Consider the following 18,735-nt stretch of genomic DNA (forward strand, 5'->3'; position numbering starts at 1 on the left):
GCTAATGAAAGAGATATGAAGTAGAATTGCTTTGTAGTATTTGGCTAACGCTTATTCTGGGTTAAAATAATACCAATAAAAAAGCAGACCGTAGTCTGCTTAATTCTATTTTATGGTATAAGACGTTCTGCTTTTAATTGTTCAAATAGTTCTATGAAAGAGTCTTTTGTAGGTTTATAAGTTGTAAAGCCTAATCTCCTACTCTTAGACATATCAGTAATCACTTCTATAGGACGACCTAAATCTGCATCTGTATGCCATGGAGAGACTAATGTACCTAAATCCATAGCTAGTAGTTTATGCTTCGCTATAATAGTCTGCCATACCTCACTCTTCTGTAACAAGGTTGCTTCTAATGGTCTGATAGTATCCTTATACCCTTCAAAAGGTATATCAAAATAATTAGCTATTTCTTCCCATAGCCACTTCCATCTAAACACATCTCCATTGGTAACATTGAATGCTTGATTCTTAGCTGTATCTGTAGTAGATGCCCATACCAACTGTTTTGCTAATACGCTTACATCAGTTACATCTGACACCCCATTCCACTGTGCTTCTGACCCTGGCCACACCATAGGAAGTCCTTCTTCCTTACATATACTCGCATACACAGCAAGTGTAATCCCCATATTCATCAGATTACCTACTGCATGTCCTATCAAAGTATGAGGTCTATGTATACTCCAAGTAAAACCGTCTCGCTCAGATGCTTTATACACTTCATCTTCTTGAGCATAATAGAAATTCTCTAATTCTAATCGAGGGTGTTCTTCTCTAACAGGGGTAATAGGTAAGATACCTGACTTAACATAAGATTCAAAAGGGCCTAAATAATGTTTTAATCCAGTTACTAAGGCTACATGCTTTATGCTCTGTTTAGGAGATAATACATCTAGTAAATTCCTAACTAAAGTAGCATTGACAATGATATTCTCTGTCTCTGTATCCTTACGCATCCATGTGGTAAAGTAAACATGGGTAGGAGCTATATCTTGTAAGGCTATAGCTAAACCTTCTGTATCTAATAAGTCTGCAGCAATGGGAATGACTCCGTCTACAATTCCTTTTGGATTTCTTGCTAATCCATATACTGTCCAATCTTGAGCGATTAGTTCTTTTGCTAGATTACTACCAGCAATACCACTAACGCCTACTACTAATGCTTTGTTCTTCATGATTCATTTCTTTGAAGACAAAGCTAAAGCAAGTAAAATAGCTGTGCATTGACCTAAGATAAGTCAATCCCTTGATCTAGATCAAGTAGATTACTTCATTTTTTTCTTAATACGGCTAACTGTTTCTGGGGTTAGACCTAAATAGGAAGCCAAAAGATGCTGTGGAATACGGTTGACTAAGTCTGGATAACAAGTAATGATTTGCGCATATTTCTCCTCTGCATTATAGGCTATATTACTCAATATACGTCTATCTTTATTCGCTAAACTGCGTTCATACAGTATTCTGAAATAGTTACTCATCACAGGCAGATCTATCACTATTCTATCATAGTCTTCTTTACTTATAAGCAGTAGCTCCACTTCTTCTAAGGCATCAATGTTCAATACTGCTTTTTCACCGGTAAAGAAACTATAAGAATCTGCCATCCACCAGCCTTCCCAACCAATGAAGTTAATATTCTCTACTCCTTTTTCGTCTATCACATAAGACTTCAGTACTCCTTTCGCAACAAAAGCCATGTGCTTACACACGTCTCCTTCTTGCAATAAGTATTGCTTTCTCCTTAGTTTTTTAACTGTAAAATAATCTTCTAAACGAACAGTTTCTTCTGTGGTCAAGTGTACTTTTTCTTGAATGTGTTGAATTAATAGGTCAAACATAATAAGTCATATAACATCATATCAACAAAATTAAGTTTTTTAAAACTGCTTTTGATTACCTTTAGCTATTCATTATAACATTATGCCGATTATATCTCAACAAAACTTACTTATTCCTTATCCGCAAAAAGTAGCACTATCTGTACAGTTTGACTATGCTATCGTGGATATACACAACAGTTTTGATTACTTAGAAGAACTATGGGAAGACATTGTGACTACTATATCTAATGCTATTACAGACAGTGGAATTACTATATTAGAAGGCACTACCGATATTAATGATAACTATACGATTATTGCCTATAATTTAGTAATATTGGCTGTTCCTCCCTATATAGACTTTACCTTTATTTATAACGATTTGTATGATGTCGACTTACCTAGTTCATTTCTAATAAGTACTCCTAATTATTACAACAAGGAGATAAAAGACATTTTACTACAAACAAAATAACGATGATAAAACCAATTGATATTACCGACTTACCCCAGACTTTACATGTATTAGAAGAAGTAAAACAACATATGCTCAGCCAAGGTATTGATCAATGGGATGAATCTTATCCTAATAAAGATATTATCTCTAATGACATTCAAAAGAAGCAAGCTTATATCTATACAGAAAACGAACAGATCTTAGCCTATATGGTCTTAAACGAAGAATATGATGTAGAGTATAATGATCTTCGTTGGACTAGTCCTACTCCATTTATTGTTATCCATAGATTATTTGTCAGTCCTAAAGCACAAGGTAAAGGGATATCTAGTAAGATGATTCTATTCGCAGAACAATACGCCAAAGACAATAACTATGCATCTATTCGCTTTGATGCATATACACTAAATACTACTGCTAATGCGGTTTACACTAAAAAAGGTTATCAATTAGTAGGTACAGTTCAGTTTAGAAAAGGGGTGTTTAATTGTTATGAGAAAACACTATATTACTAATAAACTAAGTTTCTTATAGATTAACTATAGTATACACTGTATCTATTCCAATAGGTATTCATAAATTCTCACTCCAAACACTATACATCCTATTAATCCAAATATCACGCCACTCAATGCTGTCCAAAATTGATTGGGTTCTTTGATAAGCATTAATACACCTACAACAAGAAAAACTAAACATAAAAATAAATAGAATATATTTTTAAAAAACTCTTTTCTATCTTCCCTCTTTAGTTTTTTCGCATACTCTTCTAAATACAATTGCTTAATACTCTCATTATCATCGCTCCATTGTTTATAAATATCAGAGTATTTTTTTAAAGTATCAGTACATCCCATTATTTTATAAACTGAGTCTTCCAAGCTACTTCTTTGGTATACCTCATCGTCATTATGAAATAATTCTAATTCACTAAAGAAATCTTCTGTTTCATTATAAAACCAACTTAACTCTTCAAAATCAATACATATAATTTCATCATCTTTCACCTCATTCAATAAGAAATTGTAAAAATCTTTTCTCAATTGCTTTTTAGTAGATGTTTCAATAGCTAAATTATGATTAATTCTTTGTTGTAAATTACTAAGTACTATTGATTTATCAATTATCAAAGAAACTCTATTATCTCCTTCCGTTATATAACTTTCTATTAGTTTACTTTTTTGTTCATTCAGTAGTTCTAAATCATATAATTCTTGCCACAATTGTGGCAAAGTTCCTATAGCTTCTAGCTCTTCCTCCTCGTTATTTTTATTTTTAAAAGTTAAATACACTCTATTTGCCATAGTATCTGAAATTTACATACAATTAAAGATAACAAAAAACCGAGCCTTTACAGACTCGGTTTACTATTATTTCTCTGATATTCTTCTCTATCTTCATTGACATACATCTTATGAGGAGATTGCTTAGTATGAAAGATATCCAGAATAACAATATTCTCTTCAGTTACCTCATATAGAATTTTATACTCATAAACTAAGAGATACCTTCTCTCGAATCGACTATACATCATACCTTCTTTCTGTCCTAAATAGGGAAAATCAATTAACTGCTTGATTGCTTTAATAATATTATCCTTTACCTCTTTAGCCTTGCTTACACTGACATGATTAACATAATAGAAGTATATATCCCTTAATTGACTGGCTGCAAAATCAGATAATATTATTTTCATACTACTACCATTTAGTACTCATCTCTTCTACTTCCTCTAAGGTATAATACCTTCCCTCCTCATAGTCTTTACGAGATATAGCTAATCTGCTCTCTAATTCCTCTTCTGTCATAGGTAAAAACATCTCCTCTTCCACTCGTTTCAGAGCATTGACATATTCATTTATCTGGTCGATCAATGCCTCATCGTGAATATCCATAAGGGATTTAACTATCTGCTGTCTCTTTACCTCTACACTCATAACTAATTCATTTACAACACAAAGTTACACAAAATAAATAAACACATTCCTCCCTAACTATAAATTTACCACATAAAAAAACCGAGCCTATACAGACTCGGTTTCTCTCTTTACAACTATATAAGTGGGTTTACTTCACTTCTTCGTATTCTACATCTTGTGTACCATCAGCATCACCACCTTGGTTTGGCTGTCCTTGTTGAGGACCTGCTTGACCACCTTCAGCTTGTGCTTTGTACATTTCTTCAGATGCTGCTTTCCAAGCTTCGTTAATTTTGTCTAACGCTGGTTGGATAGTATCTAAGTTCTTAGTTTCAAAAGCTGTTTTTAATTCAGCTAAAGCTCCTTCGATATTAGATTTATTTCCTTCAGATAATTTATCTCCGAACTCTTTTAATTGTTTTTCTGTTTGGAAAATCATAGCATCAGCTTCGTTGATTTTCTCTACAGTTTCTTTTGCTTTTTTATCAGCATCAGCATTGGCTTCAGCTTCTTTTTTCATTCTTTGGATTTCTTCTTCAGTTAATCCAGATGAAGCTTCGATACGAATATCGTGAGATTTACCAGTTCCTTTATCTGTAGCAGATACTTTGATAATACCATTAGCATCGATATCGAAAGTTACTTCGATTTGAGGCACTCCTCTTTGTGCAGGTGGTAAACCATCTAAGTGAAAACGACCGATTGTTTTGTTATCATTAGCCATTGGTCTCTCTCCTTGTAATACGTGGATTTCAACCGATGGTTGGTTATCTGCAGCAGTAGAGAATACTTGAGATTTCTTAGTTGGAATAGTTGTATTAGATTCGATTAATTTAGTGAATACACCTCCCATAGTTTCAATACCTAATGAAAGTGGCGTAACATCTAATAATAATACATCTTTTACATCTCCAGTTAATACACCTCCTTGGATAGCAGCACCGATAGCTACAACCTCATCAGGGTTAACTCCTTTGTGTGGTTTTTTACCAAAGAATTTCTCTACTTCTTCTTGGATTCTTGGGATACGTGTAGATCCACCTACTAAGATTACCTCATCGATATCTGATTTAGATAAACCAGCATCTTTTAAAGCTTTCTCACAAGGAATCATAGAACGACGTACTAAATCATCTGATAATTGCTCAAATTTAGCTCTTGTCAATGTTTGTACCAAGTGTTTTGGTCCTGAAGCAGTAGCTGTTACATAAGGTAAGTTAATCTCTGTTTGTGTAGCAGAAGATAACTCAACTTTAGCTTTCTCAGCAGCTTCTTTTAAACGTTGTAATGCCATAGCATCTTTACGTAAATCTACTCCTTCAGCAGAATTAAACTCATCTGCTAACCAGTTGATAATTACGTTATCGAAGTCATCTCCTCCTAAGTGAGTATCTCCATTAGTAGATAATACTTCGAATACACCGTCTCCTAACTCAAGGATAGAGATATCGAATGTACCACCACCTAAGTCATATACTACTACTTTTTGATCTTTTCCTGTTTTGTCTAATCCGTATGCTAACGCAGCCGCTGTAGGCTCGTTAATGATACGTCTTACTTTTAATCCTGCAATCTCTCCTGCTTCTTTTGTCGCTTGACGTTGTGCGTCATTAAAGTAAGCTGGTACAGTAATAACTGCTTCCGATACTTCTTGTCCTAAGAAATCTTCAGCTGTCTTTTTCATTTTTTGTAGTGTCATCGCAGAGATTTCTTGTGGCGTATATAAACGTCCATCGATATCTACACGTGGAGTATCATTATCTCCTTTTACTACTTGGTAAGGTACTGCTGTTGCTTCTTTCGCAGCCTCACTATATTTCTCTCCCATAAAACGTTTGATAGACGCAACTGTTTTTGTTGGGTTAGTTACAGCCTGACGTTTTGCAGGATCACCTACTTTAATCTCTCCACCTTCTACGAAAGCTACGATAGATGGTGTAGTTCTTTTTCCTTCAGCGTTTGAAATTACTACTGGCTCGTTTCCTTCCATTACAGAAACACAAGAGTTTGTAGTTCCTAAGTCAATACCAATTATTTTACTCATAATATTTTCTATAGTTTATTTTTATACTTAATTCATTGTCGTGAGCTTCATGCTCGGTTACTCTTAAACAATCTTTGTGCCAACAGAAAAAATTGAATATTTTGTCTGTTTTTAGGTCATTTTATCTTTTAAATAATGTCATATTGTCATTTACCTCTCTTTTAGATAAGAAATAAGCATACATAACGTCAGTATATACTGACAATGATACCTCTCCTTAAAAAGCCCTCTCCTTAAAAAACACATCACTTACTACTCCTACTTAGTAATCAATACAAGAAACATAAAACAACTATATAATTATCTATCCACATAATTCCCTTCCCATCTTGCGTTAAATAAATCTCTAAAAGTTGTCTCTGATTAGAATTTAGCTATCTTCGTATTATTAAATCACTACTATTTTATGGAATGTATTTCTGTATTTGATATGCTCAAAATCGGTGTAGGACCATCTAGTTCGCATACTTTAGGTCCTTGGAGAGCCGCTGAGCTTTTTTTAAAAGAATTGCGTGATCGCAATATCTTTGACCAAGTTTCTTCTCTGAAAATAGATTTATTTGGTTCACTTTCTCTTACGGGAGTAGGGCACGCTACTGACTTAGCTGTCATGTTAGGACTAAGTGGAGCTGATCCAGAATATGTCCCTGTCGAAGACATTAGTGGTATTATTGATCATATTAATGCTTCACAGTCTTTATTATTAGGAGGAACAATGCCTGTAGTGTTTAACCCTAAGGAAAACATTGTATTTAATAGAAACTTCCTCCCTTTCCATGCTAATGGAATGACATTTACTGTACAATATGGTGAACATGAACTATATGAATCTACCTTTTATTCTATCGGTGGAGGATTTGTAGTAAAAGAAGAAAACCCTGATAATCAAGAGAAAGAAGAGATCAAAGCTACTTTCCCTTTCCCTATAGAAAAAGCTACGGAATTATTAGCCTACTGTAAAGAGCAGAATATGTCTATCTCTGAATTAGTATATGAAAATGAAAAGTCTATACGTTCAGAAGAAGAGATACATAATGAGTTATTACGCGTGTGGAATACCATGCTAGAGTGTATGTATATCGGATGTCATACAGAAGGTATATTACCAGGAGGCCTTAACGTACGTAGACGTGCTTATGACACTCATTCTAAACTGAAAGGAGACCTCCCTTATAACACACCTCAAGAATGGTTACAGACTATTCGTAAGACAAAGGTTTACTTTAGACAGATATTGAAATGGGTAAGTTGTTTTGCCTTAGCTGTTAATGAAGTGAATGCTTCTCTTGGGCGTGTAGTGACTGCCCCTACTAATGGTAGTGCAGGAGTTATACCAGCGGTATTAATGTATTATCTAGTTATAGAGAACCATAAAGCAGGCGATAAAGAAATCAAACAGTTCTTAATGGTAGCTGGCGAAATAGGTAGTATCTTTAAAAAGGGAGCTACGATATCTGCTGCTATGGGAGGATGCCAAGCAGAGATTGGGGTTTCTAGTGCAATGGCTGCTGGTGCCTTATGTGAGCTAATGGGAGGTACTCCAGAACAAGTAACTGTAGCAGCTGAGATAGCTATGGAACATCACTTAGGACTGACATGTGACCCTATCGGAGGTCTAGTTCAAGTACCTTGCATAGAAAGAAACACGATGGGCGCTATTAAAGCTATTAATGCAGCAGAGCTTGCTTTAGATACTGACCCTAAGAATGCAAAAGTTCCTTTAGACAAAGTAGTCAATACAATGTGGGAAACTGCAAAAGACATGAATAATAAATACAAAGAGACTTCAGAAGGTGGTCTTGCTGTAGCTGTAAACTTATCAGACTGTTAAACAGATGAAACAAATGATTGGAATATTGTGTTTCCTAGTCACGGCCTATGCTTTAGGACAGAGTCAACTCTATGTATCTACACCCACTGTAGCTTACAACGATGCTAATGGTACTACTCAGATAGGAGTCTATACACGTGGTGCTTATTTAGAAAATATAGAAAAAATAAACAAAGATGTATTCAAGGTAACTAATGCTTATGCAGAAGAGACTTATATTTTAGATATTAATAATCTAAAAAAAACGCTCTCAGCAGAAGATACATCAGAAGCCTCTCCTAATCCGATTATAGACTTTGACGACTATTATGGAAGTCCTCACTTATTCACAACAGTAGGTGGACTGAAGGTAAGAAAAGCTCCTAATCATCAAGCAGAAGTATTAGAGACACTGTACACAGGTACACCATTAGCCATAGATTACTACCCTTATGATAAAGAAGCTTGGGTAGAAGTATCTCACTTAGGAAATACAGGCTATGTACCAGTGAAATATTTAGGTAAAAGACCTAACCTAAACAATCTAATAACAAATTATAAAAAAGCTACTGATCCAAAAGATCAAAAGAGATTTATCCAACGTATCGTAGAGCTAGGTTGGAATAGTAGCCAAGATGAAACAGCACTAGCACTAGGAGTTTTTGCTGAATATGCGGACAAAAATAACCGTCCAGAAAAAGCAACCATCGCTAGACTACAAGCAGAAGTTCTAAAAGTGTCTCCTAATAATGAAGAAATAGCTGACAAAATAGAAAATATGCTAAACCAACAACTATTCGGTTTTACGTTAAATAATGTGTTAGAACCAAGAAAAGGTTTTAGCTTAGCCACATTAGAGAAAAGTCTAGGGAAGATAAAAGAGAGTTATTCTAACTTAGATGATTGTGCTCTAGGAGACTATGAGAGCAATATAATATTCCATACAGCTGAATGTATTGGACATGATGTCAATAAAACATATAAGTTAAGAATAATAGAAATAAAAAATGATGCTGGATTCAAGATCAACAACAGCATCGTGAATGAAAATACAACAGAAAAAGAATTTTTAGAAATAGGAAAAGGCCTTATTAATACAATTCTTCCTTTAGAAAAAGCGTATCAGATAGCAGCTGGAGATATGGTATACCAATTTTCATTTGCAGAAGGTAAGCTGAGTAAAGTAGAATTGATTTACTTCTGCTAATTCTCTTCTTTTTATTCTGAAATAACAATTTTACAATAACCCAAAAAAACAAGAAAAATGTCTGTAGCAAAAAAAGACTATAAAAAAGTGACAACTAAGTCGCTAATAGATATGAAAGCCAACGGAGAGAAAATATCAATGTTAACATGTTATGACTACTCTATGGCTAAAGTATTAGAAGCAGGTGGAGTTGACGTAATGCTTGTAGGAGATTCTGCTAGTAATGTAATGGCTGGTCATGAGACTACTCTACCGATTACATTAGATCAGATGATCTATCACGCACAGTCTGTAGTACGTGGAGCTGACAGAGCGCTAATTGTTGTGGACTTACCTTTTGGTTCTTACCAATCTGATCCTAAAGAAGCATTGCGTTCAGCTATTCGTATCATGAAAGAAAGTGGCGCTCATGCAGTAAAGATGGAAGGTGGAGAAGAGATTAAGGACGGTATTAAACGTATCTTAGATGCAGGTATCCCTGTGATGGGCCACTTAGGACTTACTCCTCAGTCTATCTATAAATTTGGTACTTATACCGTAAGAGCTAAAGAAGAAGAAGAAGCTAATCAGCTGATCAAAGACGCTAAAATGTTAGAAGAGATAGGGTGTTTTGCTCTTGTACTAGAAAAGATTCCTGCTGCTTTAGCAAAGAAAGTTGCTGAGAGTATTTCTATCCCTGTTATCGGTATCGGTGCTGGTAATGGTGTAGATGGGCAAGTATTAGTAGTACATGATATGATAGGACTTACTCACGAATTTAGCCCTAAATTCTTACGTCGTTATATGAACATTTTTGAAGATATGAAAAATGCAGTATCTCAATATGTTGAAGATGTTAAGTCTGTTGATTTTCCGAATGAAAACGAACAGTATTAAGAAAGCTTACTTATTTAAAATACAAAAAATATCCTTTTTACATATAAAAAGGATATTTTTGTTTCAAATTATTACAAATGAAGATTGTTTCTACACCCGAAAACCTACAAGTATTACATGAAGATAATCATATCATCGTCATTAATAAACGCGTAGGCGATATCGTACAAGGTGACCAGACAGGTGATATGCCACTAAGCGAAATAGTAAAATTATACTTAAAAAAGAAGTACAATAAACCTGGAGAAGTTTATCTAGGCGTAGTACATCGCTTAGACCGTCCTACTTCTGGATTAGTAGTATTTGCAAAAACATCTAAAGCACTGAGTCGCTTAAACGAATCATTCAAGAACAGAGAAACACAAAAAACGTATTGGGCAGTAGTAAAAGATGCTCCCCCTAAAGTAGAGGACACATTAGAGCACTTCCTAGTTAGAAACCCTAAGAACAATACTTCTAAAGCACATAATAAAGAAGTCCCTAATAGTAAAAAGGCAAAGCTAACCTATAGAATGTTTCACCAACTAAAGACCTATTCTACTCTAGAGATAGATCTATACACAGGACGTCACCATCAGATAAGATGCCAGCTATCAGCTATAGGTTGCCCTATTAAAGGAGATCTAAAATATGGAGCAGACAGAAGTAATCCTGATGGAGGTATTCACTTACATGCTCGTAAGCTTACCTTTATTCACCCAGTGACTAAAGAGACACTTACCATAGTAGCTCCTACTCCTGATGAAGTAATATGGAATAATATAGAACCAAAATAATACAAAAAGCTATTCATTTCTGAATAGCTTTTTATATTTCTATAATCTCCTATTGGTCAACTTCGTATCTTCGCTACAAATTACAAAGTATGCAAATAGAAAAGAAATATAGCTATACACAACGGACTGATGACACCATACTCGCTTCTACACTATCTAATACTGACGAAATAGTGATGGTACTGAGCAATGGAGATGTAACAAGACATAACTTTCAGACAGACAAAACTACCCTAGTATCTACTTTACAAGATAGTATGGGGTATACTGATGACGGGTTTGACCTCACTGCTCCTATTTCTATCTATACTTTAGATGATATTATCGTTATCGTAAACGACTTTAAACGTCATGGTTATATCATTAATCCTAAACAAGAATACCGACTACATCTATGGAGAGGGGATTATTACGCTAATATTACGAAGTACCCTATCGCACTGTATAAAGATGCCAATGAAATACCTCATATCATCTATGCGGATGATTGGAACCATGTACAAATCATGAATTTAGATACTCGTCAAGTACTAACTGCTGCTAAATCTTTAATAGAAGACGCTGCAGAAGAGAAGCATATCGAGTTTTATAAAACTCATAAAGAACACAATAAGCTAGCTTGGCCGAGTACCTATGATTATTTCTATGGTAAGTTACTATTATCTCCTAATCATCAATACTTCGCAAGTGTAGGATGGGTATGGGGTTCTTTTGATTGTATCAATGCTTATGATGTCGATAATTTTATCACCAACCCTAGAATACAAGATATCATCGTTCATGGAGGAGAACATGAATCAAGACAAATATGTTGGGTAAGCAATAATATCCTTGCCGTAGAACACAGCCCTTATACAGAAGAAGAGGAAGAAGCAACAGAGGACACCTTAGATGAAATACACCTATACCTATTAGAAGAAAACAAAGCTACCTTATTAGATAAAATACAACTACAAGATAAAGCTATCCAATACAACGCTATGTACTTTGACGCTATACTCGATGCTTTCGTATTAGTTAACTCAGATGAAGGGGTATATATCGTATCTAAGAATGGAGAAGTACTTCATCAGGATCATACCATTCGTACTTATATATATAACACTACCTCTCAGCAGTTCTTATCATGTAATGAAAAAGGCGTATCCATCTATGACCTAAAGTTATAAAAACGCTAAGCATATATCATCAATATAAATTATTGTAAAAAAACGAATCCCATTTCATAGATAAGTAAAAAATATTATCTTCACTTTTTACATAATTTTTTGATAAATGAATGATAAGCCTAAAAAAAGTTTAGTAGATAAGTTTTTATCTAGTGTTGAAAAGATTGGTAATATGTTACCTCATCCAGCAACTCTGTTTGCTAGTTTTGCTGTATTAGTTATTATAGCCTCATGGATAGCCAGTTTTTTCGATCTCTCCGTACTCCATCCAGGTACTAAAGAAGAGATAAAGTCATTCAACCTAGTAAGTGCAGAAGGATTACACATGATTCTTTCTAAAATGGTTACTAACTTTACTAACTTTGCTCCTTTAGGTACGGTACTAGTCTCTTTACTAGGTATTGGTATTGCAGAAGGTTCTGGATTAATAGGAACTATCTTAAAAAAGATTGTACTATCCTCTCCTAAGAAGCTACTGACATTCGTTATCGTATTTGCAGGCATACTTTCTAATACGGCTAGTGAAGTAGGTTATGTTTTATTAGTACCCTTAGCTGCTATCATATTCTTAGCAGCAGGTAGACATCCTATAGCAGGACTAGCAGCTGCCTTCGCAGGAGTATCAGGAGGATATAGTGCTAACTTATTATTGGGAACTATAGATCCGCTATTAGCAGGATTATCAGAAGAAGCAGCTAGAATTATAGACCCTGCTTATGTAGTTAACCCCGCTGCGAACTATTACTTTTTATTTGTATCTACCTTCATTATTGCTATTCTTGGTACATGGGTTACAGAGCGCATAGTCGTACCTAGATTAGGAGAATACACAGGAGATGAAAAAGCAATTTCTATAGATCCTTTAACAAAAGAAGAAAAGAAAGGCCTAATCTATGCCTCTATAGCAGGTTTTTTATTCACTGTATTTATACTAGGAGGTCTGATCCCAGAGAGCGGTTATTTAAGAGGTACTGATGGTGGGATTTTGAAGTCTCCTTTTATGTCAGGTATTGTTGCTTTATTATTTATTGGAGCTGCCCTAGCAGGTATCGCTTATGGTATCGGAGCTAAAACTATCAAAAACGATACAGATGTAATGAAAGGAATGTCAAAAGCGATGGAAACTTTGGGGTCTTACATTGTTTTAGTGTTCTTTGCAGCTCAGTTCGTTGCTTATTTTAATTGGACTAATCTAGGGTTAATCTTCGCAATAGAAGGTGCAGAAACACTACAGAAATCAGGTTTAGGAGCTATTCCACTGATGCTGATGTTTATTGTAGTCTCGGCCTTAATTAACCTAATTATGGGAAGTGCCTCTGCTAAATGGGCTATTATGGCACCTGTATTTATCCCTATGTTCATGTTATTAGGGTATTCTCCAGAACTAGTCCAAGTGGCTTACCGTATAGGAGATAGTGTTACTAATATTATCTCTCCGATGATGAGTTATTTTGCCTTAATTGTTGCCTTTATGCAGCGTTATGACAAAAAAGCAGGTATAGGAACTATCGTCTCTACGATGCTTCCTTATACTATTGTATTCTTTATCGGTTGGTCTATTATATTTGTGATTTGGTTACTTCTAGAGTTACCTCTAGGGCCAGGAGCACAACTATTCTATACTGCACAATAAAACAATAAGAGCTAACGGTGTACCGTTAGCTCTTATTATTTATACTATTTACGCTTCTGTTGCGATAGGTTTATTACTTCTAGACCATTCACTCCACGAGCCCACATATAGCTTAGGCGTCGGGATACCAGCTGCTGTAATAGCTAATAGAGTATGACATGCTGTAATACCAGAGCCACAGTGCACCGCCCTATTCTCTAACGGATAATCTTGTAGAATAGCAGTGTACTTCTCTCTTAACTGTTCTTCTGTCAAGAACATCCCTTGCTCATCTAGATTAGACATAAACGGAACATTGATAGCTCCTGGTATATGCCCTGCCACTGTGTCAATAGGTTCTGTTATCCCTTTATATCGATTTGCCTCACGTACATCGATCACTACATAATCCTCTCGCCCTACATTCGTCTCTATTTCATGAATATCAGCTAGTGGTAGTTGCCACTCCGTTACAGGATATACTCCTACTTCACTTGCTTTTACCACATTATTATTGCTCGGAAAACCTACCTGCTGCGCAGCACTCATTCCACCACTTAGCACTTGTACTTTCTGATGACCTACAGCTGTCAGCATCCACCAAAATCGAGCAGCAGAATTACCTCCGAATACTGTGTCATAAATAATCACATGACTATCTGGAGTAATACCTAAAGACTTCAAGCTGTGAGCAAATTGTGCTACAGAAGGCAATGGATGTCTCCCTCCTTTTGACGCATCTTCTCCTATATGTGCTAGCTGTGTATTTCCATCTACAAATAAAGCTCCGTCTAAGTGCTCTTTCTCATACTCAGCTCTAGCCACCTTACTATTCGTAGCATCTATTAATATATAACTACTTCCTTGTTCTCTTAAAGACAATAGTTCATCTGGTTGGATAATTGGTTTCATATATACTTATTGTTTGTTTTATCTCTTATTCTATATACTTGGTACCACAAAAATCTTAGATAATCTTTCTTTTAACTTAGCTAAATCATCATTTGTTTTAGTCCCATAGAATGCTTTAGTAGCTACTATGGCTGTCTCTTGTTCTAACAGCTTTCGCCCTACGATCATTTCAGCTTCATACACCATATTCATACTTTGAGGTACACTAGGCAGCTCTACTTCTAATTTTAGGATTCCTCCTTCTTCATTTAGATAATAAGGCTGTACTTTATTGATAACAGGATTAAAGAGTGTACTGGTATAAACTATTAGAGATTTAGGCAAATTATTCTTTTTGCTATTTTTCTTTAGGGTATAGATTATTTTCTCTACTTCATACCCTGCTACCATACTTACCTCATCAGACGTCACACGAGTATAATCATCTAAGGTAATATGAGTATGCCAGTGTTCTTTTTCTAAAAAGTCTTTTTGGTAAGAGAAGTTTAATGCTGTATTAGGAACTATCGTCGAAGTCGCATATACAAATCCTTCATCTAGTATATCATTCCACTTATTCTCTAGAAGATAAGTAGCTCCTTCTGCCTTATACACGACTTCATACCCTGCTACATATACATTATTTTTTATAAAAGGCAATCTACTGTATTCTTTTAATATCTGAGGATTATCTGTCAGAAACTGCTTAATTCTATCTCTATCTTCTACAGACAGCTCAGCTAGGTACTTATTAGCTAATTCTTTACTGTACAATGGATCATGACTAATGTGTACGATAAACTGATTGAGAAGAGAATCACTTAATGACATCTTATACACTAGAGCCCCTTCTATAAACTTCTTCTTATTTACAACCACTTTCTCTTGAGGCTCTACAGTTGTATTACTGACTTCTTGTTGTCTATTCTCCTTACATCCCATCAGGGTTATCCCTACTATAAACAATCCTAAACTAAGTCTTATCATTCTATCTTATATTGAAAATCTAAAGTACAAAAAATAACCACGTTCTCTTATTTCTTCTTGTTATAATAAATACTAAACCCGCAAAACAATCTGATAATCACTAAAAACAAGTGTACAGTTAAAAGCAGGATTATAAACAATAACTGTACAGCTATATTAGGACGAAACCGTTTTTACAGCAGTGGTCGCATAGTGATCGCATAGTGATGGCATAATGGTCGCATAAAAAAGGGCTAAAACTATGCGACCACTATGCTATCATAACCCCATAAAGATTCGGTCATTGCAACATATAGCAGAAATTACTCTAAAAAAACGATAACAAACCCACATAAACTAATCAATAAAAACAAATTCACTCTACATTAATACAAAACTGTATAACCCTTCTTCAAAATTGTATAACACTATATCTGTCTTTTTATTCGTACTTTGTATCTGCACAAAAAGAATTATTGTACAAATGAAAAAAGAATATAAAGTAAGTGGTATGAGCTGTAATGGCTGTAGAACCAAGATAGAAGATACCCTAAATGAAATACACGGTGTAACGGCCGAAGTTTCTTTAGAACAAGAGCAAGCCAATATAGAGTCTCATCATGATATAGATACCTTAACACTTCAGAAAGAATTACTTAAAAAAGGAAACTATATACTACAAGAAATAGTAACTCATGAAGATGGTACGCAAGAGATTCTACCAGCTGTAGAAGTATCAGAAGAAGATATGTACCAACAAGAACTTCCTAAGGGAATGGAAGATAAAGCGGGTAAATACTTCTGTCCGATGCTATGCGAGGGGGATAAAGTATATGATACCAATGTAGGATGTCCTGTATGTGGGATGAACTTAGAACAAATCCCTGCACCTAAAGTAGAGAAGACAGTCTACTACTGTCCGATGTTATGTGAGGGAGACAAGACCTATGACAAACCGGGGAATTGTCCTAAATGTGGGATGAACTTAGTGCCTAAGACCATACTAGTAGAACAAGAAGATACTACATATACAGATATGCTGAAGAAACTGCGTATCTCGGTAGCCTTCACTATTCCAGTATTTATACTAGCCATGGGGTCTATGATACCTGGGGATCCTATCGGAAAAGTTGTACCACATGAATGGAATAACTATATACAGTTATTATTCACTATTCCTGTAGTCTATGTATGTTGGATGTTCTTTAGTAGAGCATGGACTTCATTTAAGACATGGAATCTGAATATGTTTAGTTTAATCGGTTTAGGATCTGCTGCTGGGTTAATCTTTAGTGTTGTAGCCTTATTTTTCCCTGATCTTTTCCCTGATGATTTTAAAGGAGAGCATGGTATTCACCTTTACTTTGAATCTGTAGCCGTGATTCTTACACTGGTATTAGTAGGACAAGTAATGGAAGCAAAAGCGCATAGTCGTACCAATACCGCTATAAAAGAATTACTAAAACTATCTCCTACAGAAGCAACTTTGGTTACTGAAAATGGAGAAGAAATAATACAAATAGACAAAATTGTCAAAGGAAATCACCTGCGTGTAAAACCAGGAGAGAAGATACCTGTAGATGGCGAAATCATAGAAGGAGAATCTAGTATAGATGAATCTATGATCACTGGAGAACCTATCCCAGTACACAAAGTAAAAGGTGATAAAGTAGTATCAGGTACCATTAATGGAAATAGTTCGTTCATCATGATAGCAGAGAAGGTTGGTGACGAAACATTGCTTTCTCAAATCATTGAGATGGTGAATAATGCCAGTAGATCTAGAGCGCCTATCCAAAAACTAGCAGATCAAGTAGCGAAGTACTTCGTACCTATCGTAGTGATTATCGCCATAGCTACTTTTATTCTATGGAAGACATTAGGGCCTGAACCAAGATTAGCTTATGCATTCGTTAATGCATTAGCAGTATTAATCATTGCGTGTCCTTGTGCCTTAGGACTAGCGACTCCGATGTCTATCATGGTAGGAATAGGTAAAGGGGCACAGAATGGTATCTTGATTAAAAATGCTGAAGCACTAGAAACAGCCAATAAAGTAAATGTATTAATCACAGATAAGACGGGTACACTGACAGAAGGTAAGCCATCTGTAGAGAAAATCGTGCGTATATCTCCAGACTACACAGCAGAAGATTTACTAGTGCTAACTGCCTCGCTTAACCAAAATAGTGAGCACGCATTAGCGACTTCTTTTACTAAAAAAGCGAAAGAAGACGGTCTAAGCCTAACCCCTGTAAAGATGTTTAACAATATCACAGGAAAAGGAATACAAGGTCTAGTAGATAAAAAACGTATTTCTCTAGGGAATAAAGCACTTATGGATGTAGTACAAGCATCACTAACTGATAGCTTAGTACAACAAGTAGAAAAAGAACAAAGCCAAGGAAAAACTGTATCTTATATAGCTGATAACAATACAGTCATAGGATATGCTGTATTATTCGATAAAATAAAAGAATCGAGTAAACAAGCTGTAAAAGATCTTCAAAATAAAGGAATCGAAGTGATTATGATCACTGGTGATAACCCTAAGACAGCACAGGCTGTGGCTACAGAATTAAATATTAAACACTTCTTAGCTGAGGCTATGCCAGAAGATAAGTTAAACGAAATAAAGAAACTACAAGAACAAGGAAAGATAGTAGCCATGGCAGGTGATGGTATTAATGATGCTCCTGCTCTAGCCCAAGCTAATGTAGGTATCTCTATGGGTACTGGAACTGATGTCGCTATCGAAAGTGCAGAAGTAACCTTACTACAAGGAGATTTGGCAGGTATACCGAAGGCTATTAGCCTAAGTCATGGAGTAATGAAGAATATTAAACAGAACCTATTCTTTGCCTTCGTTTATAATAGTGTAGGTATTCCTATCGCTGCAGGTGTGCTATATCCGATCTTCGGAATAGTATTATCACCTATGATTGCAGCTGTAGCGATGAGCTTTAGTTCTGTATCAGTTATTACAAACTCGTTACGACTAAAGAATCTTAAACTTTAATCATCATTTTTTTTATAATACCTTTCATTTTTTTAACCAGAGCGATCACCATAGCTCTGGTTTTTTTTTATGTTTTTAATTTAAGACAACAGGTATAGAAACAAAAAAGCCAGGGTGATCTACCCAGGCTTTTTACTCACCTTAAAAACTAAAATTGCAAACACAA

General features: G+C 35.3%; 17 protein-coding genes. 9 read left to right on the forward strand and 8 right to left on the reverse strand.

The features are described 5' to 3' along the window. Positions 1 to 110: 110 nt before the first annotated feature. Both MODO_RS17200 and MODO_RS17205 read right to left on the reverse strand, forming a co-directional pair. Positions 111 to 1,178 (reverse strand): SDR family oxidoreductase, encoded by a 1,068-nt coding sequence (locus MODO_RS17200; RefSeq protein WP_006256756.1) that lies wholly within the window; start codon positions 1,176 to 1,178, stop codon positions 111 to 113. A gap of 90 nt (positions 1,179 to 1,268) precedes the next feature. Beyond that, entirely contained in the window at positions 1,269 to 1,841 is a 573-nt protein-coding gene (locus MODO_RS17205) for a Crp/Fnr family transcriptional regulator (RefSeq protein WP_006256757.1), read from the reverse strand. Positions 1,842 to 1,923: 82 nt separating this feature from the next. On the opposite strand from MODO_RS17205, the gene MODO_RS17210 reads away from it, so the two are divergent. Both MODO_RS17210 and MODO_RS17215 read left to right on the forward strand, forming a co-directional pair. Beyond that, positions 1,924 to 2,298 carry a hypothetical protein gene (locus MODO_RS17210; RefSeq protein WP_006256758.1) on the forward strand — a complete coding sequence of 125 codons (375 nt, stop codon included), beginning with the start codon at positions 1,924 to 1,926 and terminating at the stop codon, positions 2,296 to 2,298. Positions 2,299 to 2,300: 2 nt separating this feature from the next. After that, positions 2,301 to 2,795 carry a GNAT family N-acetyltransferase gene (locus tag MODO_RS17215; protein ID WP_006256759.1) on the forward strand — a complete coding sequence of 165 codons (495 nt, stop codon included), beginning with the start codon at positions 2,301 to 2,303 and terminating at the stop codon, positions 2,793 to 2,795. 42 nt (positions 2,796 to 2,837) lie between these two features. On the opposite strand, the gene MODO_RS17220 is transcribed toward MODO_RS17215, so the two are convergent. From MODO_RS17220 to dnaK, 4 genes are all read right to left on the reverse strand, one after another. Then, positions 2,838 to 3,584, reverse strand: coding sequence for a hypothetical protein (locus MODO_RS17220; RefSeq protein ID WP_006256760.1), 747 nt, complete (start codon positions 3,582 to 3,584; stop codon positions 2,838 to 2,840). A 47-nt stretch (positions 3,585 to 3,631) separates the two neighbouring features. After that, a complete protein-coding gene (locus MODO_RS17225) occupies positions 3,632 to 3,976 on the reverse strand; it encodes a type II toxin-antitoxin system RelE/ParE family toxin (RefSeq protein ID WP_006256761.1) in 345 nt (114 codons plus the stop codon). 4 nt (positions 3,977 to 3,980) lie between these two features. Beyond that, complete coding sequence (locus tag MODO_RS17230) at positions 3,981 to 4,217, reverse strand: hypothetical protein (RefSeq protein WP_006256762.1); 237 nt, start codon at positions 4,215 to 4,217, stop codon at positions 3,981 to 3,983. Positions 4,218 to 4,347: 130 nt separating this feature from the next. Beyond that, the gene (gene dnaK / locus MODO_RS17235) at positions 4,348 to 6,243 is read right to left on the reverse strand and encodes a molecular chaperone DnaK (RefSeq protein WP_006256763.1); all 1,896 of its coding nucleotides are present in this window, start codon (positions 6,241 to 6,243) and stop codon (positions 4,348 to 4,350) included. Between the two features lie 406 nt (positions 6,244 to 6,649). Here dnaK and MODO_RS17240 point away from each other — a divergent pair, with 406 nt between their 5' ends. The 6 genes from MODO_RS17240 (at position 6,650) to MODO_RS17265 (ending at position 13,714) form a co-directional block, all read left to right on the forward strand. Continuing rightward, positions 6,650 to 8,074: an L-serine ammonia-lyase gene (locus MODO_RS17240; RefSeq protein ID WP_006256764.1), complete on the forward strand. Its 1,425-nt coding sequence runs from the start codon at positions 6,650 to 6,652 to the stop codon at positions 8,072 to 8,074. Positions 8,075 to 8,078: 4 nt separating this feature from the next. Next, positions 8,079 to 9,260: an SH3 domain-containing protein gene (locus MODO_RS17245; RefSeq protein WP_039851645.1), complete on the forward strand. Its 1,182-nt coding sequence runs from the start codon at positions 8,079 to 8,081 to the stop codon at positions 9,258 to 9,260. A 57-nt stretch (positions 9,261 to 9,317) separates the two neighbouring features. Further along, positions 9,318 to 10,136 carry a 3-methyl-2-oxobutanoate hydroxymethyltransferase gene (panB, locus tag MODO_RS17250; RefSeq protein ID WP_006256766.1) on the forward strand — a complete coding sequence of 273 codons (819 nt, stop codon included), beginning with the start codon at positions 9,318 to 9,320 and terminating at the stop codon, positions 10,134 to 10,136. A 77-nt stretch (positions 10,137 to 10,213) separates the two neighbouring features. Beyond that, positions 10,214 to 10,912, forward strand: a complete 699-nt coding sequence (locus MODO_RS17255; protein ID WP_006256767.1) for an RluA family pseudouridine synthase — start codon at positions 10,214 to 10,216, stop codon at positions 10,910 to 10,912. Positions 10,913 to 11,001: 89 nt separating this feature from the next. Continuing rightward, a complete protein-coding gene (locus MODO_RS17260) occupies positions 11,002 to 12,081 on the forward strand; it encodes a hypothetical protein (protein ID WP_006256768.1) in 1,080 nt (359 codons plus the stop codon). Between the two features lie 106 nt (positions 12,082 to 12,187). After that, positions 12,188 to 13,714 carry an AbgT family transporter gene (locus MODO_RS17265; RefSeq protein WP_006256769.1) on the forward strand — a complete coding sequence of 509 codons (1,527 nt, stop codon included), beginning with the start codon at positions 12,188 to 12,190 and terminating at the stop codon, positions 13,712 to 13,714. A 48-nt stretch (positions 13,715 to 13,762) separates the two neighbouring features. Here MODO_RS17265 and MODO_RS17270 read toward each other — a convergent pair whose 3' ends face one another. Further along, complete coding sequence (locus MODO_RS17270; protein WP_006256770.1) at positions 13,763 to 14,605, reverse strand: sulfurtransferase; 843 nt, start codon at positions 14,603 to 14,605, stop codon at positions 13,763 to 13,765. A gap of 30 nt (positions 14,606 to 14,635) precedes the next feature. Then, the gene (locus tag MODO_RS17275; RefSeq protein WP_006256771.1) at positions 14,636 to 15,571 is read right to left on the reverse strand and encodes a hypothetical protein; all 936 of its coding nucleotides are present in this window, start codon (positions 15,569 to 15,571) and stop codon (positions 14,636 to 14,638) included. A 463-nt stretch (positions 15,572 to 16,034) separates the two neighbouring features. Between MODO_RS17275 and MODO_RS17280 the strand changes: the two genes are divergently transcribed. Further along, positions 16,035 to 18,569, forward strand: coding sequence for a heavy metal translocating P-type ATPase (locus MODO_RS17280; RefSeq protein WP_006256772.1), 2,535 nt, complete (start codon positions 16,035 to 16,037; stop codon positions 18,567 to 18,569). Positions 18,570 to 18,735: the final 166 nt, after the last annotated feature.

Origin of the sequence: Myroides odoratimimus (genome assembly GCF_001485415.1) — a bacterium.
Taxonomy (GTDB): Bacteria; Bacteroidota; Bacteroidia; order Flavobacteriales; family Flavobacteriaceae; genus Flavobacterium; species Flavobacterium odoratimimum.